Annotated in this window: 20 protein-coding genes; 8 read left to right on the top strand and 12 right to left on the bottom strand. The window is 41.7% G+C overall.

Annotated elements, in window-relative coordinates; all coding sequences use genetic code 11:
* Nucleotides 1–344: 344 nt before the first annotated feature.
* Both carB and RMX98_RS27510 read right to left on the bottom strand, forming a co-directional pair.
* Nucleotides 345–3,605 carry a carbamoyl-phosphate synthase large subunit gene (gene carB / locus RMX98_RS27515; protein WP_322676036.1) on the bottom strand — a complete coding sequence of 1,087 codons (3,261 nt, stop codon included), beginning with the start codon at nucleotides 3,603–3,605 and terminating at the stop codon, nucleotides 345–347.
* Between the two features lie 562 nt (nucleotides 3,606–4,167).
* Nucleotides 4,168–4,722 (bottom strand): Dps family protein, encoded by a 555-nt coding sequence (locus RMX98_RS27510; protein WP_322676037.1) that lies wholly within the window; start codon nucleotides 4,720–4,722, stop codon nucleotides 4,168–4,170.
* A 456-nt stretch (nucleotides 4,723–5,178) separates the two neighbouring features.
* Here RMX98_RS27510 and RMX98_RS27505 point away from each other — a divergent pair, with 456 nt between their 5' ends.
* From RMX98_RS27505 to RMX98_RS27490, 4 genes are all read left to right on the top strand, one after another.
* On the top strand, nucleotides 5,179–5,436 hold the full coding sequence (locus tag RMX98_RS27505; protein ID WP_322676038.1) for an Asr1405/Asl0597 family protein: 258 nt from the start codon (nucleotides 5,179–5,181) through the stop codon (nucleotides 5,434–5,436).
* Between the two features lie 56 nt (nucleotides 5,437–5,492).
* The gene (locus RMX98_RS27500) at nucleotides 5,493–6,155 is read left to right on the top strand and encodes a (2Fe-2S) ferredoxin domain-containing protein (protein ID WP_322676039.1); all 663 of its coding nucleotides are present in this window, start codon (nucleotides 5,493–5,495) and stop codon (nucleotides 6,153–6,155) included.
* Between the two features lie 443 nt (nucleotides 6,156–6,598).
* Complete coding sequence (locus tag RMX98_RS27495; RefSeq protein WP_409881897.1) at nucleotides 6,599–7,021, top strand: hypothetical protein; 423 nt, start codon at nucleotides 6,599–6,601, stop codon at nucleotides 7,019–7,021.
* Between the two features lie 899 nt (nucleotides 7,022–7,920).
* Nucleotides 7,921–9,669, top strand: a complete 1,749-nt coding sequence (locus RMX98_RS27490) for a calcium-binding protein (protein ID WP_322676041.1) — start codon at nucleotides 7,921–7,923, stop codon at nucleotides 9,667–9,669.
* Nucleotides 9,670–10,331: 662 nt separating this feature from the next.
* On the opposite strand, the gene RMX98_RS27485 is transcribed toward RMX98_RS27490, so the two are convergent.
* Entirely contained in the window at nucleotides 10,332–12,260 is a 1,929-nt protein-coding gene (locus tag RMX98_RS27485; protein WP_322676042.1) for an ATP-binding protein, read from the bottom strand.
* 621 nt (nucleotides 12,261–12,881) lie between these two features.
* On the opposite strand from RMX98_RS27485, the gene RMX98_RS27480 reads away from it, so the two are divergent.
* Together RMX98_RS27480 and RMX98_RS27475 are read left to right on the top strand one after the other, a co-directional pair.
* Nucleotides 12,882–13,076 carry a hypothetical protein gene (locus RMX98_RS27480; RefSeq protein WP_409881704.1) on the top strand — a complete coding sequence of 65 codons (195 nt, stop codon included), beginning with the start codon at nucleotides 12,882–12,884 and terminating at the stop codon, nucleotides 13,074–13,076.
* A 46-nt stretch (nucleotides 13,077–13,122) separates the two neighbouring features.
* Entirely contained in the window at nucleotides 13,123–13,368 is a 246-nt protein-coding gene (locus tag RMX98_RS27475) for a toxin-antitoxin system HicB family antitoxin (RefSeq protein WP_409881703.1), read from the top strand.
* 55 nt (nucleotides 13,369–13,423) lie between these two features.
* On the opposite strand, the gene RMX98_RS27470 is transcribed toward RMX98_RS27475, so the two are convergent.
* The 7 genes from RMX98_RS27470 to RMX98_RS27440 all read right to left on the bottom strand — a co-directional run bounded on the left by RMX98_RS27470 (nucleotide 13,424) and on the right by RMX98_RS27440 (nucleotide 20,593).
* Nucleotides 13,424–13,837 carry a putative toxin-antitoxin system toxin component, PIN family gene (locus RMX98_RS27470; RefSeq protein WP_409881702.1) on the bottom strand — a complete coding sequence of 138 codons (414 nt, stop codon included), beginning with the start codon at nucleotides 13,835–13,837 and terminating at the stop codon, nucleotides 13,424–13,426.
* Nucleotides 13,825–14,079, bottom strand: coding sequence for a hypothetical protein (locus tag RMX98_RS27465; RefSeq protein WP_409881701.1), 255 nt, complete (start codon nucleotides 14,077–14,079; stop codon nucleotides 13,825–13,827). Before RMX98_RS27465 ends, RMX98_RS27470 begins: the two co-directional genes overlap by 13 nt.
* A 333-nt stretch (nucleotides 14,080–14,412) precedes the next feature.
* Nucleotides 14,413–17,184 carry a pentapeptide repeat-containing protein gene (locus RMX98_RS27460; protein ID WP_409881893.1) on the bottom strand — a complete coding sequence of 924 codons (2,772 nt, stop codon included), beginning with the start codon at nucleotides 17,182–17,184 and terminating at the stop codon, nucleotides 14,413–14,415.
* A 637-nt stretch (nucleotides 17,185–17,821) separates the two neighbouring features.
* Nucleotides 17,822–18,295 (bottom strand): hypothetical protein, encoded by a 474-nt coding sequence (locus RMX98_RS27455; RefSeq protein WP_322676163.1) that lies wholly within the window; start codon nucleotides 18,293–18,295, stop codon nucleotides 17,822–17,824.
* Between the two features lie 165 nt (nucleotides 18,296–18,460).
* Nucleotides 18,461–18,715 carry a hypothetical protein gene (locus RMX98_RS27450; RefSeq protein ID WP_322676156.1) on the bottom strand — a complete coding sequence of 85 codons (255 nt, stop codon included), beginning with the start codon at nucleotides 18,713–18,715 and terminating at the stop codon, nucleotides 18,461–18,463.
* 13 nt (nucleotides 18,716–18,728) lie between these two features.
* On the bottom strand, nucleotides 18,729–20,036 hold the full coding sequence (locus tag RMX98_RS27445) for a Rid family detoxifying hydrolase (protein ID WP_322676157.1): 1,308 nt from the start codon (nucleotides 20,034–20,036) through the stop codon (nucleotides 18,729–18,731).
* A gap of 125 nt (nucleotides 20,037–20,161) precedes the next feature.
* Nucleotides 20,162–20,593 carry an NUDIX hydrolase gene (locus RMX98_RS27440; protein WP_322676158.1) on the bottom strand — a complete coding sequence of 144 codons (432 nt, stop codon included), beginning with the start codon at nucleotides 20,591–20,593 and terminating at the stop codon, nucleotides 20,162–20,164.
* Nucleotides 20,594–20,780: 187 nt separating this feature from the next.
* Between RMX98_RS27440 and malQ the strand changes: the two genes are divergently transcribed.
* On the top strand, nucleotides 20,781–22,289 hold the full coding sequence (gene malQ, locus RMX98_RS27435; RefSeq protein WP_322676159.1) for a 4-alpha-glucanotransferase: 1,509 nt from the start codon (nucleotides 20,781–20,783) through the stop codon (nucleotides 22,287–22,289).
* 105 nt (nucleotides 22,290–22,394) lie between these two features.
* Here the strand turns inward: malQ and RMX98_RS27430 are convergent, their stop codons facing one another.
* Together RMX98_RS27430 and RMX98_RS27425 are read right to left on the bottom strand one after the other, a co-directional pair.
* Nucleotides 22,395–23,207, bottom strand: coding sequence for a helix-turn-helix domain-containing protein (locus RMX98_RS27430; RefSeq protein ID WP_322676160.1), 813 nt, complete (start codon nucleotides 23,205–23,207; stop codon nucleotides 22,395–22,397).
* Between the two features lie 29 nt (nucleotides 23,208–23,236).
* Nucleotides 23,237–23,995, bottom strand: coding sequence for a pseudouridine synthase (locus RMX98_RS27425; RefSeq protein WP_322676161.1), 759 nt, complete (start codon nucleotides 23,993–23,995; stop codon nucleotides 23,237–23,239).
* 134 nt (nucleotides 23,996–24,129) lie between these two features.
* Between RMX98_RS27425 and RMX98_RS27420 the strand changes: the two genes are divergently transcribed.
* Complete coding sequence (locus RMX98_RS27420; protein ID WP_322676162.1) at nucleotides 24,130–24,843, top strand: DUF2993 domain-containing protein; 714 nt, start codon at nucleotides 24,130–24,132, stop codon at nucleotides 24,841–24,843.
* The last annotated feature ends 236 nt before the right edge of the window (nucleotides 24,844–25,079 follow it).

Here is a 25,079-nt window from a genome sequence, read left to right as displayed (position 1 = left end):
TTTTTATGGGATTCTTATTAATAATTGTAACATTTATGAGAATGTTTTGGCTAGATGGCGACATTAAATTTCCTGGTTATTCCAGTTCATCCAATGTCGCCTTTACTTTCCAGGCTGGCTAGAAGTCAATTTAAGAAATTATCTGGTTCAAACAATTTTCCTCATATTTGTTAAAGTATCTCAATGAGAACTATATTCATTCTCTTATAACAATTACTTAATTTTCTTCATTGGGGATTGGGGAAGGTGGGCCCCAAGAAGGGGATAAGGGGTAATGGGGATTGGACAATAATTAGTAGTTCTTCTCCCCCTGCTTCCCCTGCTCCCCCTGCCTCCCTTAGTTTCTAAACCCTCACACAGTACTCTTGAATGGTTTTTACGTCCAAAGTCGTATTTTGTAAAGAACGGATAGCGGCGACGGTAGCTTTTGCACCGGCAATGGTAGTTATGATGGGAATTTTGTAAGCTAAGGCTGTGCGGCGGATTAACCTTGCGTCAGTCTGGGCTTCTTCCCCTGAAGGTGTGTTGATGATAAGTTGGATTTTCTGGTTTTTGATCGCATCTAGGACGTGAGGACGACCTTCATGGAGTTTTAACACTAATTCAATATTTAACCCCTGTTCAATAAGAACTCGGCGTGTACCAAGGGTAGCCATCACTCTAAAGCCCAAATCGATAAATTCCTTCACCACACCACTTGCAGCAGCTTTATCGCGATCGCTCATTGATACAAATACAGTTCCACTTAGCGGTAAACGCTCCCCAGCACCCATTTCCGCTTTGGCAAAGGCACGGCCAAAGTCGCTGTCAATCCCCATCACCTCACCAGTGGATCTCATTTCTGGGCCCAATATTGTATCAGTTCCTGGGAATTTATTAAAGGGTAATACTGCTTCTTTTACAGCAATATGTGTGGGAATGACTTCCTCGGTGAAGCCTAGCTCTTCTAAGGTTTTGCCTGACATAATTAGGGATGCTAATTTCGCTAACTGTATGCCTGTTGCTTTAGATACAAATGGCACTGTACGCGAAGCGCGGGGGTTGGCTTCCAGAATGTAGACTTGGGGAGAATAACTGCTTGCACCGACAACAGCAAATTGAATATTCATCAATCCCACGACTGATAGCGCTTGCGCTAGCTGCACCGTCCAAGTGCGAATTTGATTGAGAACTGCTGGTGATAAGGAAATGGAGGGCAAGGAACAAGCGGAATCTCCTGAGTGAATCCCCGCTTGTTCGATGTGTTCCATAATACCACCAATCACCACCCGTCCGGTATGATCGGCGATCGCATCGACATCGACTTCAATCGCGTTTTCTAAAAACTTATCAATCAAAATCGGATGTTCTGGTTCCACTAGTACCGCAAAGGTCATGTAGCGTTCCAACTCCGCATCGGAATAAACGATTTCCATTGCCCGTCCCCCCAATACATAGCTGGGACGCACCACCACCGGATAGCCTATGCGTTTGGCGACAATCAGCGCATCTTCGTAACTACGGGCAATACCATTAGGTGGTTGGGCAATATTCAACTGTTGGAGAATCTTTTCAAACCGTTCCCGGTTTTCTGCCATGTCGATGGAATCTGGCGATGTACCCCAAATTTTAGTGAGGAGTCCAGAAGTGTTATTGTTTAGAAACTCTTGTAATGGGATAGCTAACTTCAATGGTGTTTGTCCGCCAAATTGAATTATCACCCCAACTGGATTTTCAGTCTCGATGATGTTAAGAACATCTTCTTTTGTTAAAGGCTCAAAGTAAAGGCGATCGCTGGTATCGTAATCTGTCGAAACTGTCTCTGGATTAGAGTTGACCATAATCGTCTCATATCCCGCTTTCTTCAAAGCATAAGCGGCGTGACAACAACAATAATCGAACTCAATTCCCTGTCCAATGCGGTTGGGGCCACCACCCAAAATCAACACTTTTGGTTTGGTTGTAGGCAAAACCTCTGTTTCTTCTTCGTAGGTAGAATAGTAGTAAGGGGTAAAGGCTTCAAACTCAGCAGCGCAGGTATCTACGGTTTTATAAACTGGGATAATTCCTAATGACTTGCGGTAAGCACGAACTTCATCTTCGGTGGTTTTGGTGGCATAAGCAATCTGGCGATCACTATATCCGTCCCGCTTCACTTCATAAAGTTGCTCTTTTGTCAATTGCTGCAAAGGTGTCCGCTTCAGGAATTTTTCGATATCTAGCAGTTGCTGAAATTTATCTAGGAACCACGGGTCAATACCAGTCAGTTCGTAGATTTCCTCAGCACTAATTCCTAGTTGCAAGGCATGGCGCACAGAGAAAATGCGATCGGGGTTAGGTGTCCGTAGTTGGGCGCGAATTTGTTCGCCACTGGGTAATTTTTCGGCTTTGTCGCAACCCCAACCAGCGCGTCCAGTTTCGAGCGATCGCAGCGCCTTTTGGAAGGATTCGTTAAACGTCCGCCCAATTGCCATTGCTTCCCCGACAGATTTCATTTGGGTTGTCAGCACTGGATCGGAACCGGGGAACTTTTCAAAGGCGAAGCGGGGGATTTTTGTCACCACATAGTCAATTGTCGGCTCAAAGGACGCGGGAGTTTTCTTGGTGATGTCATTTTTTATTTCATCCAAGGTGTAGCCTACAGCCAATTTTGCAGCCATTTTGGCGATGGGGAAACCCGTGGCTTTGGAAGATAAAGCCGAACTGCGGGAAACACGCGGGTTCATCTCAATTACAACCACATCTCCTGTAACTGGATTGACGGCAAACTGGATATTAGAACCGCCAGTTTCCACACCGATCTCGCGGATGATTTTAATTGCCATATCCCGCAGCCTTTGATATTCTTTATCAGTGAGGGTTTGCGCGGGAGCGACGGTAATTGAGTCTCCAGTGTGGATGCCCATCGGGTCAAGGTTTTCGATGGAACAGATAATCACCACGTTATCTGCCAAATCACGCATCACTTCGAGTTCATATTCTTTCCAGCCGAGTAAAGACTGGTCAATGAGAATTTGCGAAACGGGGCTGGCATCTATACCTACCTGTGCCATTTCTTCAAATTCTTCCTGGTTGTAAGCAATACCACCGCCACTTCCACCCATTGTGAAGGCAGGACGAATAATCAGGGGATAAGTACCAATTTGGCGGGCAACAGCTTTGGCTTCTTCCAAAGATTCGGCTGTATCGCTGGGACACACGGCTACCCCAATCCTTGCCATTGCCTCACCAAAAAGTTTTCGATCTTCGGCTTTTTCGATCGCTGGGAGTTTAGCGCCAATTAATTCAACGCCGTACTTTTCCAACACCCCATTTTTGGCTAAAGCAACCGCGAGGTTGAGGGCAGTTTGTCCTCCCATTGTTGGTAGGAGAGCATCGGGGCGTTCTTTTTCAATGACTTTTTCGACCAATTCTGGTGTCAACGGCTCAATGTAAGTGCGATCGGCCGTTTCCGGGTCGGTCATAATCGTTGCAGGGTTGGAGTTGACCAAAACCACTTCATAGCCTTCTTCTCGCAGCGCTTTGCAGGCTTGAGTGCCAGAGTAGTCAAACTCACAGGCTTGTCCAATCACAATTGGGCCAGAGCCTAACAGTAGAATCTTCCGGAGGTCGTCACGGCGGGGCATAGTAGTTGCCTTGGAATACGAGAATACAAATCCTGATCATTTTAAGGGTCTTTACCCCCTGTCGTGCTTTTTATTATTAACTTTTCTAAATTTGATGACAGAGAGGGGACAAGAGGACAAGGAGATTAACCATGCTCAATGCCCACTTGCCCTGAGCGGTATCGCTAAAGCGAAAGCTCCGCTAACGCGTAGCGTCTCGCAGAGAAGGGATGCCCAACAATTATTTTGTATTTCTAATTTTATTTAATTGCGATGCTCAAATTTCTAAAGTTTTTGCGAATCTTTATTATTTAATTGGATGACAGTTCACAACAAACGATCATTTACATTGGCATATATGTGTCTGCTTTTTTAGCACAAGTAAATTGCTTAGATAAAAATTTATCTTAATTAACTAATTGCTAAATATTTTCAACGTTAAATGTTATGTCAATATATTTATTTTGATTAAAAATGGCAGAGAGATGAGGATGCCATCTTCTGCCATTTTTTATAATATTTTAAGAGTTACTGCCGCTAACTTTTCTTCCAGTCTAGTAGACAAATCTAGATGATGAGAGTTTTAGCTTTGAGCAGCTTGGACAAACCCTAAAGTTAAGCTGTCTTTGGCGAGGAAGTGAGACAAATGATATGCACGTTCCTCAGTTTTCAACAAAATCTTTTCGTATAGATAGCGTGTACCGCGATCGCCTAAACTCTCTGCCTGAGCAGCTTGGCGGCGAATTACGCCAATGATTGCTTGTTCGGCAGCTAGATCATTTTCTACCATTTGGCGAGAAGAATATACGCCTTCAGATTCTTGCTCAAAACAAGTTAATTCTGCTAATTTGCTGAAGGTCGCTACTGGCACACCACCTAGCCCATCCAAGCGTTCTCCAATTTCATGGATGTGGTCTTGTACCTGGTTGTAGCTTTCGTTAAAAAACTCATGCAGAGAATAAAATTCTGAGCCTTCAACTACAAAATGATGCTTTTGGTACTGCAAGTATAATGCCTGGAAACTAGCTAATACAACATTAAATCCTTCTGTAACTGGAGCAGTTACGCTGTGATCCAGCAACACAGGATTGTCATATACATGACCAAAATTTCGTAACAAAGTTTGCGTTTCAGACATTGTTCTCCTCCCTATTTAGCAATTATATATTTTAACTGCTTATTCTTTACATATTAACATTTTACCAATAATTGCAAACCAATTCGCCATCACAAGATTTTGTATTTTTGCTTACTAAAAGTCTCAAGTTTATTATTTGCTGAATGCATGGTATGCCCATCAAGTTGCGTGTATTTATCATTATTATTGACATTAAAATTTAAGTGTGCATACCTTTCCAATGGAAGGGGGGACGGAAAGATGGGGGATACAGGGAAGAGAGGGGGAAGAGTAAATACATCCTCATCCCCCTTAAGGAAGGACTGCAAGAATTTTATTTTTTTTCCAAAATTAATGAGAATTGTTTGCACTTAAGGTATGCTGGTTTTAACACACTAAATTCCTAAGACTTTCAAAAAGTCGGGAGTTAAATCGCGGTAGTTACTGCAAGTTTGTTGCACTTTGAGGGCAATTCTCTTGAAATCGTTTAGTTCAGAAATAGAAATAAAGCACCTTGTAGAGGTGAATTGGGCAGATCGCTGGCAAGTCTATCAACGCCTAAAGGAGTTAGACATTCCCTGTAGTTGTACGACTAACCAGCCATTGAAAGTTGAAATTGGCAATCCTACTACGGCTATTCAACTTTGGAGTGTGATACGGCGATTTACCGCTTCCCGTCAAGACCAGATTTGGACTCTTGAGTGCTGCTGGCAGAGTCCCTACCAACAGTTCTAATCTGCTGAAAATATCTCACTTGATAGTTTGTACTAGTTAAAAATAGGTGAAAAAAAATGAGTGCATCCCAGGCTATAGAAGTATCAGAATTTTGTCTTGAAGGCAGGTTTATAAATTTTGTTATTAAAGATGGCTATAAGCTTAAAGGTTTACTGCTGGCGACTCCTGAGGGTGAGTCTTACATTAAACTAGCTAAACATTTACGGACTGCTTTTGATTTGCGCTTACCGCCAGGGACTTGGCTGCAAGTTGTTGGTTACAAAAAACATGATTTGAAGAACGGCACAGTTACTCTGAAGGCTGAACGTGTAATGGCAGCGCGTTCTGATATAGGGAGAGGGGAAACGATCGCTCCTGTACAAGAACCGCCCTCTGTTGATAATGTCAAGGTAAAACCAGCTAAGACTAAGACCACGATTTTGGTGTGTCAAAAGTCTGATTGTATGAAACGCGGTGGTAAAGCAGTTTGTCAGGCGTTGGAGGCGGCTTTAAGCGATCGCGGTTTAGAAGACCAAGTTACAATCAAGGGCACTGGTTGCATGAAAAATTGTAAAGCTGGGCCAAACTTAGTTATGCCCGACAAAACACGCCATAGCCGAATTCAAGCTGCACAGGTTCCCGCATTGATGAATCAGCATTTTGGTGACAAGAGTTTGTCAGTACAGCCTGAGAATTTAAGGGAAGCGGCGATATCTAATGGTAAATTTTACGGAAATTAGTAGATAAATCTTGACATTTTAATGAGAAAGATTAATAATATCTTCTCAAGTGTGTTCCGTTAATACTCGGCCGTAAGCTTTGCTAAAAGTTAGCAATAAAATCAAAAAACTGGCTTTAACTAAGGCCAGTTTTTTGAATGCATAGGGTTTCTATTGAACAATTTTTAATCGGTATTTTCCGATCATTTGGAAAAATTCAAGAGAATGTAGTTGATTGGTGAGTGTGTAGACGCACAGAGGCTTGTCATTAGACTTCTTGCAGAAGTCGGGAAAAGGGAAAAGGGGAAAGGGAAAGATTCTGTATTTTGCCTTTCCCCCGGTTGGTGAGCTTGCCGAACCATAACCTTTACCCTTTTCCCACCTCTTGCAAAAAGCACTTTTGCAAGAGGTCTATTAGACATCGCTTACAGTAGAAGCGTCAATCATCAATGACTTAAAAACAAATGCCACATACGCCTCAGTGGATATACACCATTTTTTTTCCACTTTCCACGATAGTCATGATTTTTTTATTGCGTCATGACTGGAATCGCCTTGCTAAACTCTACCGCACTCAAGAAGCGCCGCCACAAAACTTTTCGCGAATGAACAGTGGTTCTGTGGGTTTAGTGTACTACAAAGGAACTTTAAATGTTGGTATAACTCCTCAAGGGATTTATCTGAGTATTTTCCCCTTGTTTAGCTTGGGACTTATGCCGTTGTTGATTCCCTGGACTGCCATTAAGAAAATTGAACCTGCAAACCAACTATTTATTAAGCGTTTTCGTTTGTATCTTAGTTCCCCAGAAGTCACGCTAGTTTTAAGCAAAGATATTTTGGAACCAGCTAAAGAATTTTTAGCTACACAGGGATTTGAGTGGATTTAGACCTTAACAAATTGGTTAACCAAAGGGTGAATTTGTGACAGTGTGTAGATACTCCGCTACGCTGCCTATTTGTTAAGAGTTGTTTGAGTTGTGGTAGTTGTAGTGTATATAAGCGCAAAATAAAATTATGTTATCAAGTTATCTAAAAGTATAACTTGCAAAACTCCTGATATAAGCTAGTTTCAGCCACAAGCTAAGTGTGTCTCCTCAAAGTGAAACGTTCCCTAAAAAGCTCATTTATGGGCAAGTGTAAAGAAATATTGGGTTGAAAGCTTGCTTTTTGTGTAAAAATTTTGAGTTTTAAAACACCATTCTTGGTGAAGTTAGTAAATCAAGAAAGCATTCTCTGCAATATTTCTTGACAACATATCCCTGCTGATATCTCGGCGAACACCCTTCTTCACAAGTTCCTGATATTTATACCATATAAAATCAAGTTTCAAGGGTGCATAAAGTTAAAAAAAGCCTCTAATTAGCATTTCGACTCAATGGCTAATTCAGAAAATTCAAAAGTTGACTCATGAGAGCGTCTTAACTACAGAGCTGGCTTGAAAAGCTCAAATGTTAAAGGAATAGTTGTGAAAAAACTTAAATAACTGCTACTAGTAAGCCGATTCACGGACAATACTGCTCGGGTTTTGGATTTTAAACTGGAATTTGGTTTTGGGAAAAGGTTAAAGGTTTTTTCTTTCCCCTTTCCCATTCCCCTTTTTCCGTTAACCGACAAGTATTGGATTCATAGAGTCATTTTTCATGAATAACTAGTGCTGCATCAGAGCGACATAAAATATGCCGATAGTGTCAACTTTCGGTGAATTATTAGTGCGTCATAACAGCACTAAATGCCAATTAAAAACTTAACAAGTGTAGAAAATATTGCTTGAAAGGAGTCAAAATTTATGGCACTTATCAATGGTACAAATCAAAATGATTATCTTTACGGTACTGATAATAATGATGTTATCAAAGGGCTGGCGGGAGACGACAACCTTTATGGATACTCAGGTGATGACAACCTCTATGGTGGTGAAGGTAATGACAAGCTCTATGGAGGTAAAGGCAATGACAACCTTTATGGAGATTTGGGTGATGACTATTTAAACGGAGAAGAGGGTAATAATAATTTATACGGAGGAGCAGGTAATGATTCCTTCTATGCTGCCAACTCTTCGGGAAACAACCTTTTAGATGGAGGCGATGGAAATGATGAGCTTTACGTTTATAGTTCGACTGGAAATAATACTCTCAAGGGTGGAAGTGGAAACGATATTTTAGATATTCGCTATTCTTATGGAAAGAATATTTTAGATGGTGGTTCTGGGGATGATAAACTTTATGCTCGCTACTCTGTAGGAAACAATACCCTTCAGGGTGGATATGGAAATGATTATCTAGGAGTTGATTTGTCTGCTGGTAATAATGTCCTGAATGGGGGTGATGGAAATGACACCCTGGATGTTAGTTATCAATGGAAAGGCAAGAATATAGTTTCAGGTGGAAACGGGGGAGACATTTTTGATGCTCGTGGAGTTCAGGGTACTAACACTCTCAATGGTGATAGTGGTGACGACTCTTTTTATATCAGTAGCCCAAGTGCAGATACTGTAGTGCATCCTTTAGTAACTCAAACAGTTGATGGAGGGGCAGATAATGATTACTTGTTAGTTGACTATAGTACTGCGATCGCAGGCATCACTTCAAGTTTCAACACTAGTACTAACGAAGGTTTAATTACTGCCGACACAAATCAAGTTAGTTACAAGAATATCGAACGGTTGGAGATCAAAGGTACGGGCTATAACGACAATATTGTAGGGGGCAATGGTAACAATAAACTCTATGGTGGTGCAGGTAATGATACCTTAACTCTTAACCGTTACGCATCTGGTAATAACATCCTCAATGGTGGCGCGGGTGACGATTTTGTGTCTGTAGATTACAACTATGGCACTAACCTATTAGAAGGTGGCGATGGTAATGATTATCTATCTGCTGTTTTGAACTATTCTTACGCCTACGGCGGAAGTAACACCCTGAATGGTGGTGCAGGTAACGACATTTTGGATGTTAGAAATTCCTATGGTAATAACATCCTGAATGGTGGCACAGGTAACGATACCTTATACGCAGATAGTACATCTGGTAGAAACATACTAGACGGTGGCGATGGTGATGATTATCTATCCGCTACTGGCTCTAACTTCTACGCCGAAAGCAGCATTCATATTCTGAATGGCGGTGCAGGTAACGATACCTTAGATGCTAGTGGTGGACGTGGTAAAAATACCCTCATCGGTGGCACAGGTAATGATGCCCTGACTGGTGGTTCAAATGAAGATACCTTTGTTTTCAATAATTATCATGAAGGGCTTGATAGTATCTACAATTTCGGTAATATTGACCGCATTCAAATATCTGCTGTAGGTTTTGGTGGCGGTTTATCACCAGGTTTGCTCTCTGTTAGTCAGTTTGTTTTGGGCACAACTGCAACAACAAGTACTCAACGATTTATTTACGACACAAGCACAGGGGGGCTTTACTTCGACCAAGATGGTAGCAATGGCGGATTTGGTCAGGTAAAATTTGCACAATTCGCACAACTAGATGGTATATCTTCACTTAGCGCCAGCAACTTTATAGTGGTTTAATCATTGTATAAATTGCGAATTGGGCATGGGTAATCGATCAATTTTCACGCCGTGTGCAATTTTCTCTCAAATCTAACCCCTTACCTACAAGGCTACGGTGTACATACAAGTCTGAAATAGCTGAAAAACCCAAGGTTTTACCCCACCCTAACCCTCCCCGTATGTATTGGGGAGGGAACTAGATTTCTTGTTTTCCCCCAATATATCCTACGGTGTACACACATCTTTGTACAAACCCAAAATCGTTGGAGATCCCCCTAAATCCCCCTTAAAAAGGGGGACTTTAAGAGACTTTTGCCCCCCTTTTTAAGGGGGGTTGGGGGGATCAAAAGGCTCTGGAGAAACTCTAGAAGACTTGTGTGTACACCGTAGCCAATATATTGGGGGGATTAAGAGGAGTAATTCGACTTGGGTGTACACCGTAACTTTATAAGCAAGAAACAAGGGGGAGAACCGGAATCTTAGAATACAGCTTAACAAGGCGGTGCAAGGGTCTTCACTTTCTTTTACTAGGGGTAATAATACTATTTGTTGTTTACTCTCTTACGGTGGTTACTTGATGGACTTGTGTTAACTTTCATCTTTATAAATATAGACTGTCACGCTCAGGCTCATGGTGCAAGTTTACTCAAATAGACTTGCGCTATGAGAAAGAGAATTGATTAGCAGTTTGTTGTTGGGACTTGTGGGTTTGACTTTGTTAGAGAAGACTGCAACAACTGTCGGATGAATGTAGCTTGCACATGATTAGGCAAGACAGTTAAAAAGTCATTTAGATGTTGGATAGCTTCACTAATAGATTCTAAGGAAGCACCCTTTAATAAGGCATAGCGATATAAGTGGTCTGCTTGTTGAGTATATTGAGCAGCCAAGTAGTAAAGAGCTAAATTAAAGGTATTATGCCAGTCTTGAGCATCTTTTTGACAATGCTCTGTGGCAAGCTTGATGGCAGGCACTAGGCAAGTTCGTGCTTTGTCTGGTTGTTTAAGAGCTAAGTAGATTAAAGCGCGATTATACACAGCATCTTCATAGCGTTTTTCCTCATAGGCTTTTAACACATTTGCTAATTGCTTACCCCAATACTTAACTTCCGCAGAATCCACATCTTTACCAGCCTGAAGCATTGTTTTTGCATATTGCTGGGCAAAAGTGGGTTGATTTTTGAGTAGAGCAAGAAATTCATTCAGAGTTGTAAACAAATTTCTTTGGGGTGACTGACATAATTTATGGTACAAAACGTTTAATGTGTGACTTTGCCAGCTAGGATCGCGCTGTTTGTTATCTTCCTCTAATTGCAAATCGTTCCGTAGGCTGTCATAATATTCTGCCAACTTTCCATGTATATCAGCCCAACCTTGGGGCGATGAATGGCGTTTGTGGCATAACATTTGGGTTTTGACGACATCATGATAAACCCAGCCGTTGCTATGTTCTTTGAGAAAAGATGTTTCTTTTAGCCAAGTAAATAGCTCATCAGCTTCTTCTTCCGATCTTAACTTGGCTATAACATCCCGGTTCAAACACCGAGGAATGGCAGCATCAAGCGCCACTTGTCGCCGTTTGGGGTCATCAATCCATTTTAAAAAGCGTTCTACAGCATTGCTGCTAGGCTCAATTACCTGGTTAGGGTCATTAGGATGAGTATCTGCTAGCATTTCCATTAGCAGAGGTAAGTTTCCAGAAAGGTTTACAATCACTTCAATAATGCGATTGTCCGTGATGCCTTTGTGGATTAGATATTGTCTAGCTTCTTCTTCTGTAAACGGTTCTAGAGGCAAACGAGCTATTAATCCTTCGTAGGATGCCCAGTTATTTTTATCTAATTCTTGCCTACTGGCAACGATCATTAATATATTGGCAGATACTTTACCGTGCTGGTTCTCAAAAATTTCCCGTAGCCAGTTTTCTAGGAATTCTCCGGTGCGTTCTGAGGTATCGAAAAACAGGATAACGGGAGTTTTATCAGCAATTTTAGAAATATCTTGCAAAAATAACGGGGTCAGAACTTCTTTAGGTTCTTTAACTAAATGTACCTCATCTTTATTTGTGATTTTCTTAGCAACATAAGATGCCCATTCGCCGGCTTGGGTAGCCAAAGCATCCTCATCTACAAAGTCAAATACAGCACCGCCAACGGGAACTCGACGCGCCAGATGCACACCAGTTTTTACCATAGTTTTCCCGACAAAAGCGGAAAAACCTTGAGGAGCATCTGGATCTGTTTCTAATTCTTGGCACTTTTGGCAGTAAGCTTTATAGCGATCGCTAAACTGCGTTAGTTTGTAACCTTGCTGTTCTAACTCCTCAGCTATACGACCCATGACCTCTGGTATAGTTTTTTCAACTTCATCAATGTAAGCCGAAATCATTTTTGCTTCGTCAGCAATTTTCCGAAACTGCCGCAGCAAGGTAGTTTTACCAACTCCGCCTTGACCAGAAACGTTAAACAGAAAACAATGGCGATTATCTTCTACTGGTAATGCTAAATTTTGGCGAAATCGGTTTATTTGGTCTTCACGACCGATAAAATTTGATTGTTGACGTTGCTTAACAATATCTTGTAAACTCTTGGGCTTGTCTTGGATATTCATAACAAGATTTAATTTTGAGGCGTTAATGTCTATAAACAGAACTACCAAATATACAAAATGTATTTCGGAATTTACTAAACTTTTTCGAGATAGTTTTTATGCGTTGACCTTCTGAGGCTCAACGTTGACCTTCTGAGGTTCAACGTTGACCTTCTGAGGCTCGATGTTGACCTTCTGAGGCTCGATGTTGACCTTCTGAGGCTCAACTTTGACCTTTTGAGGCTCAACTTTGACCTTTTGAGGCTCAACTTTGACCTTCTAAGGCTCAACTTTGACCTTCTGAGGTTCAAAAATGCCCTGGCGACTTAGCGCTTATCGGTGGAGTCTAATATAGACCTAACCCCCAGCCCCTTCCCTACTAGCGTTGGGGAGTAAAATTCAAAGCCTCTCCCCTTGTAGGCTACGGTGTACACACATCTTTCTAGAAAACCAAAATCATCGTAGATCCCCCTAAATCCCCCTTTTTAAGGGGGACTTTGAGAGCTTTTTGCCCCCCAATTTATCGGGGGGTTGGGGGGATCAAAAGGCTGTGGCGCAACTCTAGAAGACTTGTGTGTACACCGTAGCCCCTTGTAGGGGAGAGGTTTGGAGAGAGGTTAAAGTGTATTTGAGATTAACGAGATGCACTATAGAAATCGCGGCTACACAGACGAAACCCGCACTTCGGCACCTTTCGGCTTCTCTACGAGACGCTACGCGATCGCTCAAGGCAAGAAGCTCAGTGACCACCTGCACGGGTTTCAAGAATCTTTGGATACAAAATGCAAAAACATACTAATGCTCTTGATTTTAAAAGCATTGAGCAGTTTGGGATAACAATATTGACACCTGCGGAGTTTTTGCAATCTATTGGAGCATTGTCATGAGCAACCTCAGCGTCCAACTTCCTGATTCTTTGTACAAAAGTTTGCAGGAACTTGCCAAACAAGACGGCATTTCTATCGATCAGTTTGTGGCGACAGCAGTTGCAGAGAAAGTCGCTGCACTAACAACTGAAATTTATCTAGGGGAGTTAGCAAAGCGAGGCAGTCGAGAAAAATACGACGCAGTTTTAGCGAAAGTACCAGATATTGAACCGGAATCTTATGATCGCTTACCTACAGGCTAACAATGCAATGCAGGGGATGTGTAGAGTACTCAACCTCAGTGTTAAGTTCATTTGATTATTCAGGTTTAATCAAAGTCAGAAAATCTCTAGCACTAACAATTGCAATACCTTGATAACTGCCCAGAGGTAACAAATGCCGCTTGTCGCCCGTAACAATATGAGTTGCATTCCCAACAACAGCGCATTCTAGTACCATGTTATCGTTTGGGTCAGTAGTGAGAAAATTTAAAGTGTTGGCAATTGTGATTAATCGTAGAAAAGTAAGCAAATCAGCTATTGTCTCAATTACTTGAATAGGCGTAAATTTCAACTTCTGTTCTAACTTTTCGGTTAGTTCATCAAGTATTTCTGGACAAATTAAACCTTTTACCCGGCCTTGGCGTGCCAAATCAATACAGTGATAAGGACTACCTTTCCAGCCAATAGCAGATAGCAAAACATTTGTATCAAACACTACTATTGGTCGCACTCTCTGTCCTCATGCACTAAGTCATCTATAAATGACTCACGTTGATCTTCTGACATACTATCCCAATCTAAACCACGTTCAGCACACAAGTTCCGTAATTGGGTTTGGGCATACTCCATACGAGAATTTCGCTCTTGCTCACTTTCCTGTGCTAGGGCTAATAATACTACTCGTTTACTTTCTGGAGGTAGCTGCTTGAATAATTCAATTACTTGTTCATCGCTCAGTGTCAGCTTTGGCATGGTTGTTACCGGAAAACTGGATTAGTTTTTCTCAATTCTTATTTCAGCGTATCAAGAGATTTGACTTGCGATCGCCTATAGTTTCTCATGAGAAGATCAAAGTAGTGAAAGCGATCGCTTAATATTTGTGTGCAATTGAGTTGAGAGATCGCAATACACTTTGTCATGAGAAGGCAAAATCTCTATTTGTTGCAATTGAGTTGAGGGCTGCTTTAGTAAGGTGCGTTAGCAGCAGCGTAACGCATCCAAAGTATTTAGAATGATGCATTAAGAAGAATATAATCAACTCTAAAAATTCTTAATGTTTGTAAGTCAGTCATTAGAATCTGAACCCTAATTCAAATCTGCTACATTTTCACTCTCAAAATTTGTCCGTTTAAGTCTTGGCCATTCAAGATTTGCCCCTACAAGATTTGCCCCTACAAGATTCGCGCCTTCAAGATTCGACCCTACAAGATTCACGCCTTCAAGATTTGCGCCTACAAGATTTGCGCCTACAAGATTTGCGCCTACAAGATTTGCGCCTTCAAGATTCGCCCTTTCAAGATTTGCGCCTACAAGATTTGCACCTTCAAGATTCGCCCTTTCAAGATTTGCGCCTACAAGATTTGCACCTTCAAGATTCGCCCTTTCAAGATTCGCTACTACAAGCCATGCTGCTTGAATATTTACACCTTTCAAGTTAGCTGCAAAGAAATGAGCAAAAGCAAGACGTGTATTAGACAAATTTGCTCCTTCAAGATTGGCATTATGAAAGTCTCTGTGATGCAGAATACATTCTGATACATTCAACAAGCTAAGACACTCCGATGCAAGTACATTATTACCGTCTTTTCTTTGTCCTTGAATTTTTGAAATCCATGTACCGAAAGCTTCAGGAGTATGCCATTGAATGTTTGAAACTATCTTTGTCACTCTAGCGCAAGCATTTAACACAGCCAACAACGCTTCTTCTGCATTTCGTGCTTGTCTATTTTCTTCTTGAAAATCAGGTCTGGGAGTCAAGCGATCCATCGGCATACCATGACGCGACATAAAACCAATCAGATGGCATAATGTCTGCTGCCAATTGCTAACATCTGATGCATTCTGTAAACGCATTTCATCCGCAACAAACTTAAAAAGGTATTCATCCATCGGGGATGCACCGCAGAGAATTGCCCATCTTTTTAAAGCCTCGCGCTCATCCCATCCTTCATCTGGATCATCCAGGCGATCCTTTAACTTTTTATGAATGAGTTTAACTTCTCTTACAATGCGTTTTGCTGTTAAATATTCACCAAAACTTTTGTGAGTAAATTCAAAAGTTTTTTCCTGTTCTTTAACTCCACTCTCACGAAAATAAAAGGCAGTCAAAAGACGAGTTACGCCTAATTTAGCACTTTCCTGAAACTTGTTTAGAAGACTCTTTAAACTACTGTGTTCACAATGGGCTTCAATCTCTCTGACTGTTGTTGTTCGTCCATCTCCATGCCAGGAAGCTAAAGCAATTTCTTCAAGGATGCGAACAAAGTCTTTTTCCTCAATTCCACGAATAGCCGGATGTTGATAGCCAGCCCAACCGCGCTGATAAACTGCTGTGAGCAAATTTGCATAAATTGCATTCAGGTTGCCGTCTGTAGGAAATTTATTTTGCTGGTCAAAACTCAATGCTACCAAGTAATTCAGCAAGGGTTGGGCAGTAATTTCTGTCAGGTTATCTTGGTTTAACTCTTCTGGTAAGCAATCATAAGCCCGTCCCCTAGCATTGCCGTATTTCTGCCACCAAATCTGACGTTGATCTTGGTGCAACAAGTTTTGATTGTCAATGTAATTCTTTCTCTCATATTCAATAACAAAATAAGGCAAAATATGCAATATTTGCTGTGGTTGGCGAAAGTCGCTACTATTTGCTTGCACTACCAGTTCTCGTCCGCCAATTAATACTTGTAAGCAAGTTTCACGCCCATTAAATCGCTCTACTTTTCTTTGCACTTCACGCACAAATTGTTGAGCAGTTTCAGTGGCAATTTTACCCTGCATGGCAAGCTCATCTAAACCATCGAAGATAATCAGTAAGCGTGAATCAGCTTTATCTTTATCTAGGGGATTATGTTTGAGAAAGCCATCGTCTCGCACAAACTTACCAACTGCCTCAACTAAATCATCCGAGGGTTCAAAATGGTGCAAAGGAATAAATAAAACCGGAATTTTCCCTTTTTCTGCTTGGTTAGCTGCAAAGATTTTGGCAAAGGAAGATTTACCACTTCCTGGGCCACCACTAATCACTCTAATGGCATCATTGCGATCGCCTTTTTCTAACCAAGCTTCTAGTTCAGTTTCTAAATCAAGAACAATTCGCTGATATTTCTCATCTTCTCTCACCCGGCGTTTAAATTCTTCTTCTTTTTCATCGGCAATTTTCTGCTTATAGTAGGCGTGTAAAGGAACATAAACCTGTTTTAAACCAAAAGCTTCTAAAAGCATCGGTTCTTCAACCTGTTTTTGTAGCCAAGCTAAATAACGCTGCCATGACTGCTCCCGTTCATTGGCTTGAGTAAAGGGGGTATCAAGTTCTTCTTTTAAACAAGCATATTTTTCTGGATGTTTTGCCCACTCTTCATGTAAAGCAAACACAAAATAGGTAGGAAGACGATGACTAATTGTTAGTGCCTGGGCTTGATTGACGCTAAAATATTTTAACCAGTCGGCAAAAGCAGTTTTAACCGCTTCCAGAATCGGCAAATCTTTGGGACGGCTAAAAAAATCTTGGTCAATACGCAATTCTATACTTTCTAGGGAATCGTTGAGGCGATCGCACAATAGCTCAAGATCGCTTTCGTTTGGTTTTTCAAACAGTAACTCTTGATTTCCTTTTACCAAACTCACTATTGCTTCTACCAAAGAACGGTAAATTAGTAGCCAAGCAACTTCCTCTGGTGCCGATCCTAAACCTAGTGCTGCTGTAGCATCTAAAGCACCTTTGGCTACCTCTTCCCACTTACCCAAGGCCCCATCTATCGCAACTTTCCCTAGTGATTTAAATAGTTCTTTAAAGTCAGCCTTAATGGGTTTATTCCATAATGCAATAGGTTTGCTAACTAAAAATCCAGAGGTATTGCTCATAACTCTTGTATGACGCTGGTAGATGTACTGAGTTAATATATTTCAACAAGGTTTGATCGGATTGTTACTGAAAACCAGCAGTAAATTTAATAATTTATCTGGATATTTTTATGCATTGACCTTCTGAGGCTCGACGTTGACCTTCTGAGGCTCAACTTTGACCTTCTGAGGCTCAACTTTGACCTTCTGAGGCTCAACTTTGACCTTCTGAGGCTCAACTTTGACTTTCTGAGGCTCAACTTTGACCTTCTGAGGCTCGATGTTGACCTTCTGAGGCTCGATGTTGACCTTCTGAGGCTCGATGTTGACCTTCTGAGGCTCAAAAATGCCTTGGCGAATTAGTGCTTATCGCTGGAGTCTAATATAGACCTAACCCCCAGCCCCTTCCCTACTAGCGTTGGGGAGTAAGATTTAAAGCCTCTCCCCTTGTAGGGGAGAGGTTTGGAGAAAGGTCAAAGTGTATTTTAGATTAACGAGATGCACTATAGAAATCGCGGCTACACGAGACTTTACCCACCTGCGTGGGTTTCAAGAATCTTTGGATACAAAACGCAAAAAGGGCATAACAATGTTATACCCCTACAAATTATGTGTATTCTAGTAAGTTTACAACTGGTATGATTACCTGTTTTAAGCTTTAGCTGACTGGAACTTCAGGTTGCTTTTTCTTAGAACGGCGGTTAAACCTGCGTCCCATCTCATCAATTACTGCATCTAAACCTGTGACATCACCACTAGCTTTAGCATAGCTATAAACTGCTAATGCTGAGGCATACGCTTCACTAGCAGCAGCTATACAGGTATCATCTACCAATTCTTGCAGTTGTGTCAAAGATAACAGCACTGGATACAAGTCCTCATATATTTCTAAGTCCCGGCGCATCTCTTCTAAATCAAAAGAACGGGGCAAAAAGTTAGGGTTTTGTGTCGCCACTTCTAAGGCTTTGCTGACAAAAGCCCGACTTTTATCTCCCATCTTCAACATTGTTCGCCTGTCTTCGGGGGTCAAATCTACCAAAAACGGTAACTTTTCTCTAATTGTAGCGATCGCCTGCATGACTGCTTCTTTGTCTGCTGGGGTTAAGCTGGCACTGACGCGATTTTCTGCCATTTTTAATACTCCTTTAGGGTACTTAATTTCAGTATTCCCAAAGTTGTAGAGGCGATCGCATTCATCAGAGGGGAACACTCAAAAATACTTACAATTGTTAATTACCAATTCTGCCCTTAAATTTATAATTTTTTAAAACAGTGTCTAAAAATATTCGCTCACCCGTCATGTGTTAATTTCCGGCTGACGTTTTGGTGTGCTATACAAGTAATCGTCATGTTGACTTGCCCAATCTTCGGGTGCATCAACTGTCCCCGTTAAATCTTCTAATACATCCCACACATCAGTTATTTTAATTTGAGATGAGCTAATATCTTCAGAAACAATGGTAATCACATAGCGTTTGTTCGGTTCTAAATCAGGTGGAATATCTGGGCGCAAAACAGAACCATCAAATGTAACTGTTAAAATTTTGCTCATTGTTCTATTTCTCTTAACCGCCAATCACAGCGATCGCATCAATTTCTACCAACACATCTTTAGGTAAGCGCGATACCTGCACACAAGCCCGCGCCGGGGCTGTATCTTCCGGGAAATATTTAGCATAAACGGCATTCACCGCCGTGAAATCATTCATATCAGCTAAAAATACAGTTGTCTTTACGACATCTTGAAAAGTCGCCCCGGCTGCTGTGAGGATGGCTTCAAGATTAGCTAGTACCTGCTCAGTTTGCTTTTTGACATCATCAGTATAGACGACATCACCAAGGCGGGGATCGATGGCAATTTGTCCTGCGACGAATACAAATTGACCGGAAGCTGCGATCGCTTGATTATAAGGGCCGACTGGTGCGGGTGCGTTATCAGTATTAATTACTTTACGAGTCATAGATATTACTTTCTCTAATGATGTTTCCTGTTTACCGATTTCTACCTGAGGAGCGATCGGTCTGTAGATTTCTCCATCTGGCATTATCGCACCAGTTAGGTCTGCATCTTTAAAAGTTGCCCCATAGATATCTGCCCCAGTTAAATCAGCCCTTCTCAAATTTGCTCCATCTAAATTTGCTTTGATTAAATTTGCCCATCGCAGATTGGCTTTTTCTAAATTCGCTCCTTGGAGAAATGCTTTTTTAAGGTTTGTACTTTGAAGAGATGCTGCTGTAAAGTCTATATCAGCCAAATTCATGCCTGAGAGATCAACTTGGTACAGATTAGCTCTATGAAATATATTTCCTTGGAGTTTGGCACTTTGCAATATTGCCTCAGTTAAGTTTGCCAGAGTTAAGTTTGCTCCAATCAAGTACGCCTGACCCAAATCTGCCTTAGTTAGATTAGCTTTACTAAGATTAGCTTTAGTTAAAGAAGCAGCAGTCAGATCTGCACTACTAAGATTTGCTCCAGTTAAATTCGCTGTATCTAGATTTGCATAGATTAATTTTGAAATACTTAGGTCTACACCTGTTAAATTTGTCTGTTCTAAGTTTGCATAATTCAAATTTGCGCTATTGAGATTTGACCCACTTAAGTCAGCACCACTGAGGTCTGCCCAACTCAGATTTATTGACCCACCTTTTATCTGTATCAAATTTGTAGATATTAGGGATGCTCTAGAGAGGCTTGTTTCCCAAAGATTAGCTTTGGTCAAAGTTGCTTCACTCAAGTCCGCTCCATTTAAATTTCCTTTGTATAAATCTATTTCACTCAAATCTTTACTTGTGAGGTCTACTCCTTGAAGATTCACTGAATGAAATTTCCGCCCCCCTGCGGCGTACTTCTCTAAAAGTTCCTCAGCATCCATAATGCACCTTTAAATACCACTGACACAGTATAATCACAAAAACTTTGTGTCACAGATATTCCTCTCTTCTCGTTCCTTTGCGCCCTTCTCTACGAGACGCGAAGCGCGAACGCGGTTCGTTCCTCTTACCCCAATCTCGGACGTATCCCATAATGCCGATATCGCCAATAATCACGCAAAATGCGATCATGGTCAAAACATAAATTACCAGGCACACGCCAGTACTCAAAAACTCCTACACCCTTAGCATCATCCCCAGCCAGAGGTTCCCCCGTAGCTGTCGCCAAAAACACAATGCTAATGGTATGCTGACGCGGATCGCGATCGGGGTCAGAATACACCAGTAATTGTTCAACCAACTCCACCTGTAAACCCGTCTCCTCTTGCGCTTCTCGCCGCGCCGCCACTTCCACCGCTTCTCCATAATCTACAAAACCACCAGGAATAGCCCAACCTAAAGGTAGATTATGTCTTTCAATTAACACTATTGGCCGATGAGGTCGATCTACTAGTTCAATGATGATATCAACTGTCGGTGCAGGATTTCGGTAAGTCATAGTTAATTAGTCACTGGTCATTGGTCATTAGTCATTAGTCATTAGCCAAGGACAAAGGACAAATGACAAAGGACAAACAAAATGAGTTTACTTGATTTACCTTGCAAATACTGTTTCGTGATAAATTCGATGCGATCGCGTTGCGTGTGCATCAGATAATTGCTCCCTCTCATAATTCAGATTAAATATGCCTTTTCCTAGATCCAGTGGTATTTTGCTGCATCCTACCTCCTTTCCCAGCCGATTTGGCGTTGGAGATTTAGGCTTAGAAGCCTATCGCTTCGTCGATTTTCTTAAAGATACCCATCAACAATATTGGCAAGTTTTACCCTTGGGGCCCACTGGATACGGTAACTCCCCCTATATGTGCTACTCGGCAATGGCGGGAAATCCCTTGCTGGTTAGCCCAGAAAAACTGCGAGATGAAGGTTTGCTAACCGAAGAAGACTTTGCTAACTTACCAGGATTTCCGGTAGAAAAGGTAGACTTCGAACAGGTTGTGCCGATTAAGATTGCACTGCTGAAAAAAGCCTGTGAAAACTTTAGAACAAATGCTACGGACATCCAAAAAAACGAGTTTGCAGGTTTTTGTGATAGCAAAGCCTATTGGCTAGATAATTACGCCTTATTTATGGCGCTGAAAGATGCCCACGAAAATGCCAGTTGGCATAAATGGGAGCCACAATTTGTCAAGCGCGATCCACAAGCATTAGAGGAAGTACAGCATCGGCTGAATGGGGAGATTTTTTATTACAAGTTCGTCCAATTTGAGTTTTTCCGGCAGTGGTCAGAGCTGAAAAGCTACGCCAACATGCGCGGTATAGACATTATTGGCGATATCCCCATCTACGTATCTCACGATAGTGCCGACGTGTGGGCGCATCCCAACATCTTTTGCTTAGATGAAGAAACAGGAGCTGCTGCCCAAATGGCAGGAGTCCCACCAGATTACTTTAGCGCCACCGGTCAATTGTGGGGCAACCCAGTTTATAACTGGGAGGAATTACAAAAACAAGACTTTAAATGGTGGGTACAGCGCTTTGAGGCCATGCTGGATTATGTTGATATTATTCGCATTGACCACTTCCGGGGCTTCGAGGCTTATTGGGCTGTGCCGCAAGGTGAACAAACTGCCATCAATGGTAAATGGGTGGAAGCGCCTGGAGATGCTTTTTTTGAAGTGATTAGGGAAAAGTTAGGCAAGCTACCCGTCTTAGCAGAAGATTTGGGAGTAATTACCCCAGGAGTTGAAGCTCTACGAGACAAGTATGAATTTCCGGGGATGAACATTTTGCAATTTGCCTTTAGTGCTGATTCTGCTAATCCATTTTTACCATTCAATTATCGGCACAATGCTGTAGTTTATACCGGCACTCACGATAATGATACAACTATAGGCTGGTTCAATTCAGCCACCGACTACGAAAAGGAAAACCTGTTGCTTTATTTAGGTTGTATTAGTCCTGAAGGCATCCACTGGGATTTAATTCGCCTAGCTTTGAGTTCCATAGCCAACCAAGCGATTATTCCATTACAAGATGTTTTGGGATTAGGAAACGAAGCGCGGATGAATTTTCCTAGTACTGCTGAGGGTAACTGGGAATGGCGCTATCAAGCAGGAGCGCTCAGAGAAGAATTGGGCGATCGCTTGAAAGTTCTTACCAAACTCAATGGACGCGCCCCAGAAGAGCAGTGAGGTAGGAGGTAGGGGGAGCAGGGGAGAAATCAATTCAAAATTCAAAATTCAAAATTCAAAATTGGAAGATTCAATCCCCATGCCCAATGCCCCATACCCTATATTTCAAAACTTAGGCTTGGCGGCAATCCTAACTTCTTCTTCTTTCCCTGGCTCTCCCATTTCTTTGGCTTTCTCTTGATTGACGCTCACCAAAACACCACCAGCATTATCAGTTTTTACTGTCAGTTGCTCTTGGGCTTTCCAAATTCGGTGAGTTCCCTCTGGCAGAATACCCTCAAACTCGGTTTTGCCATCGGCTATTACACGAATCCAAGATGAGGCTTTCAAAGTGATACCAATCTGTACAGCCTGTCCCTTTTGAACGCTACCAAGGTTATTGCTGACAGGTTGTACCTCCATTGACTCTTTTAGTTGAGCTAGTTCTGGTTTGACAACGGACTTTTGTATTGGATATGGCTGGTTTTGATTATTACTTGCTTGCAGTATCGCGTTATTTAATAACTGAGATAAGCCATTTACAGAGCATAGGATTAGGAGTATGTAAAGAAAGTAAAGATGAATCGGACGTAGTTGAGCAAGGGGTGAATTATTCCCCAGGCTCAGGGGATTTACTTGTGCAGAACTGACCGGAAAAGTGCCAGAAAATTCTACTCCATTCAAGCCTAGTGCATCAGCAAATTGCCGAATCAAACCTTGAATATAGATTGGCTCTGGCAGATCGTTTAAATTACCTTCTTCGATCGCCTGCAATAATCGCCGGGGAATCCTGGTTAATACAACCACTTGCTCTAGAGATAGGCCCTGTTCTTGCCGTAATGCCCAAAGTTGAGCGCCTAATTCTGCCAACTTTTCGGCTCGTTGTTCCTCTAAAGAAAGTGATGGCTGGTGATTATTTTTCTTTCTTAGCCATTTCATGCCTACTGACACTCCTTAATTCCACTGAATCAATAATTAGGTTGCGTTATCTGATCTTGCAAAAAGCGAATTTCACGATCTTTGAGGAAACGATATTTCCCCTCTGATAAATAGGGTTCTTTTAGAGTTTGTAATTGAATTGGGCCGATAGCAGTCCGATGCAGCTTAATTACTGGGTATCCTAACTGTTGAGCTATCCGGCGAATTTGGCGATTTCTTCCCTCCTGCAACACTACTTCTAAAAAGCTTTGCTCGGCACGACGTTCTATTAGGTGTACCTTAGCATCCCTGGTTTTTCTACCCTCCAACATCACACCTTGACGCCACATTTGCAGTACTGTTTCTGGAGGATGCCCTTTGACCAAAACACGATATGTCTTGGAAATACTGTGACGTGGATGTGTTAGTCCAAATGTCAGTTCTCCGTCATTAGTCAGGATTAATGCTCCTGTAGAGTCTGCATCTAGACGGCCAACTGGGTGAATACCTGAACCCTCCCGTAATTCTTTCGGTAGTAAATCCAGGACTGTTAGTCTTTGGTGAGGGTCGTAGCAAGTCGAAACCACTCCTGCTGGTTTGTGCAGCAATAGATATATTAAAGCCGGACGCTGCTTTTCGGATACAGGCTTACCATCAATTGCGATCGCATCTTTTTCGGGATCAACTTTTTGACCTAAATGTGCTATTACCCCATTAATCCGCACCCGTGAGTGCCTAATCATTTCTTCGGCTTCACGACGTGAGGCGATACCCCATTGAGCGATAATTTTTTGTAACCGTGCCTCCATGTGGAAATTGCTTATTTACTGTTAACAATTAAATGATATTTGCATTTTGTAACGAGTAGGCATAAATGTTACATTTAAGACTTATTTAATTTATGTTCGCTTGTTGAATAAATACTCATAAACAAATTGGTTAGATGCCAGAGCAAAATTCCCAAACAACAAATGCAAATAAAATCCGCATAATTACGCAGGTACTTACAACAGCAGTCAAGCTGTGGTTAAGAGCGCAAGTCAGCCAAATATCGGAACTACAAGTGGAGATCAAAGCGAGCGATCGCCAACTTTTCTCTGGGCGCATTCCTTCGGTATCTATTTTTGCGAGTCATGCAGTTTATCAAGGTCTCCTGATTACACAAATTCAATTAATAGCAGAAAATATTCGGATAAATCTCGGTTCCGTACTCAAGGGTAAACCTTTGCGCCTGCTAGAAACAGTACCAGTGGTTGGTGATTTAATCGTAGACGAGAAGGATCTTAATGCTTCTCTCGCATCTGATTTATTATCAACTGCTTTGAGTGATTTATTGGTTAAGGTTTTACCAACACATTACCAACAGTTACAACCAATTAATTGGCAAGAAATTATCCTTGGGAACAACCAAATTATACTGCGAGGCTTGAGAGTAACCAACAGTGAAACAACGCCTCTAGAAATTTGTCTGGGTCTACAGTTACTCAGTGGTCATGAGTTGCAAGTTGTACATATCTCAATCAAACCAGACCAGGGAGATATATTAGAAGAAAACCATGAGTACAATCTCGATCTTGGCTCAGATGTCGATATCCAAGAACTAACGCTGATCCCAGGTAAGCTGGTGTGTCGTGGGCGGATTAACGTTAATCCTTGATGATAAGGGATTAAAAAAATATTAATACTCTATCTTAAATGATATTGCCCCTATTAGGGACTGCAAAGTGGGAGGATAAGGGAGACAACGGGAAAGGGACAAGAAGAATAACCCAATGCGGGAGCAATACGATGAGAGTGAGGTGGGCAAGCTCTTGAGGCTCTTGAGGCAGGGGAGGAGAAATAAATTAAGTGTATTTTGAAGTATTTATAGTCGCGCATGTTACTAAATTCTCT

Origin of the sequence: Nostoc sp. DedQUE02, assembly GCF_034531035.1 — a bacterium.
In the GTDB taxonomy this organism is placed as follows: Bacteria; Cyanobacteriota; Cyanobacteriia; order Cyanobacteriales; family Nostocaceae; genus Nostoc.
This window is presented reverse-complemented; position numbering and strand designations above follow the sequence as displayed.

Excerpts from the sequence above, each read along its gene's own strand:
- RMX98_RS27480 (WP_409881704.1), top strand. The coding sequence starts at position 12,882 with ATGCACTATAGAAATCGCGGCTACACAGACGAAACCCGCACTTCGGCA.
- RMX98_RS27485 (WP_322676042.1), bottom strand. The coding sequence starts at position 12,260 with ATGAATATCCAAGACAAGCCCAAGAGTTTACAAGATATTGTTAAGCAA.
- RMX98_RS27475 (WP_409881703.1), top strand. The coding sequence starts at position 13,123 with ATGAGCAACCTCAGCGTCCAACTTCCTGATTCTTTGTACAAAAGTTTG.
- RMX98_RS27420 (WP_322676162.1), top strand. The coding sequence starts at position 24,130 with ATGCCAGAGCAAAATTCCCAAACAACAAATGCAAATAAAATCCGCATA.
- RMX98_RS27425 (WP_322676161.1), bottom strand. The coding sequence starts at position 23,995 with ATGGAGGCACGGTTACAAAAAATTATCGCTCAATGGGGTATCGCCTCA.
- RMX98_RS27445 (WP_322676157.1), bottom strand. The coding sequence starts at position 20,036 with ATGGATGCTGAGGAACTTTTAGAGAAGTACGCCGCAGGGGGGCGGAAA.
- RMX98_RS27495 (WP_409881897.1), top strand. The coding sequence starts at position 6,599 with ATGCCACATACGCCTCAGTGGATATACACCATTTTTTTTCCACTTTCC.
- RMX98_RS27510 (WP_322676037.1), bottom strand. The coding sequence starts at position 4,722 with ATGTCTGAAACGCAAACTTTGTTACGAAATTTTGGTCATGTATATGAC.
- RMX98_RS27500 (WP_322676039.1), top strand. The coding sequence starts at position 5,493 with ATGAGTGCATCCCAGGCTATAGAAGTATCAGAATTTTGTCTTGAAGGC.
- RMX98_RS27455 (WP_322676163.1), bottom strand. The coding sequence starts at position 18,295 with ATGGCAGAAAATCGCGTCAGTGCCAGCTTAACCCCAGCAGACAAAGAA.
- RMX98_RS27440 (WP_322676158.1), bottom strand. The coding sequence starts at position 20,593 with ATGACTTACCGAAATCCTGCACCGACAGTTGATATCATCATTGAACTA.
- RMX98_RS27465 (WP_409881701.1), bottom strand. The coding sequence starts at position 14,079 with ATGCCAAAGCTGACACTGAGCGATGAACAAGTAATTGAATTATTCAAG.
- RMX98_RS27430 (WP_322676160.1), bottom strand. The coding sequence starts at position 23,207 with ATGAAATGGCTAAGAAAGAAAAATAATCACCAGCCATCACTTTCTTTA.
- RMX98_RS27490 (WP_322676041.1), top strand. The coding sequence starts at position 7,921 with ATGGCACTTATCAATGGTACAAATCAAAATGATTATCTTTACGGTACT.
- RMX98_RS27460 (WP_409881893.1), bottom strand. The coding sequence starts at position 17,184 with ATGAGCAATACCTCTGGATTTTTAGTTAGCAAACCTATTGCATTATGG.
- carB (WP_322676036.1), bottom strand. The coding sequence starts at position 3,605 with ATGCCCCGCCGTGACGACCTCCGGAAGATTCTACTGTTAGGCTCTGGC.
- malQ (WP_322676159.1), top strand. The coding sequence starts at position 20,781 with ATGCCTTTTCCTAGATCCAGTGGTATTTTGCTGCATCCTACCTCCTTT.
- RMX98_RS27450 (WP_322676156.1), bottom strand. The coding sequence starts at position 18,715 with ATGAGCAAAATTTTAACAGTTACATTTGATGGTTCTGTTTTGCGCCCA.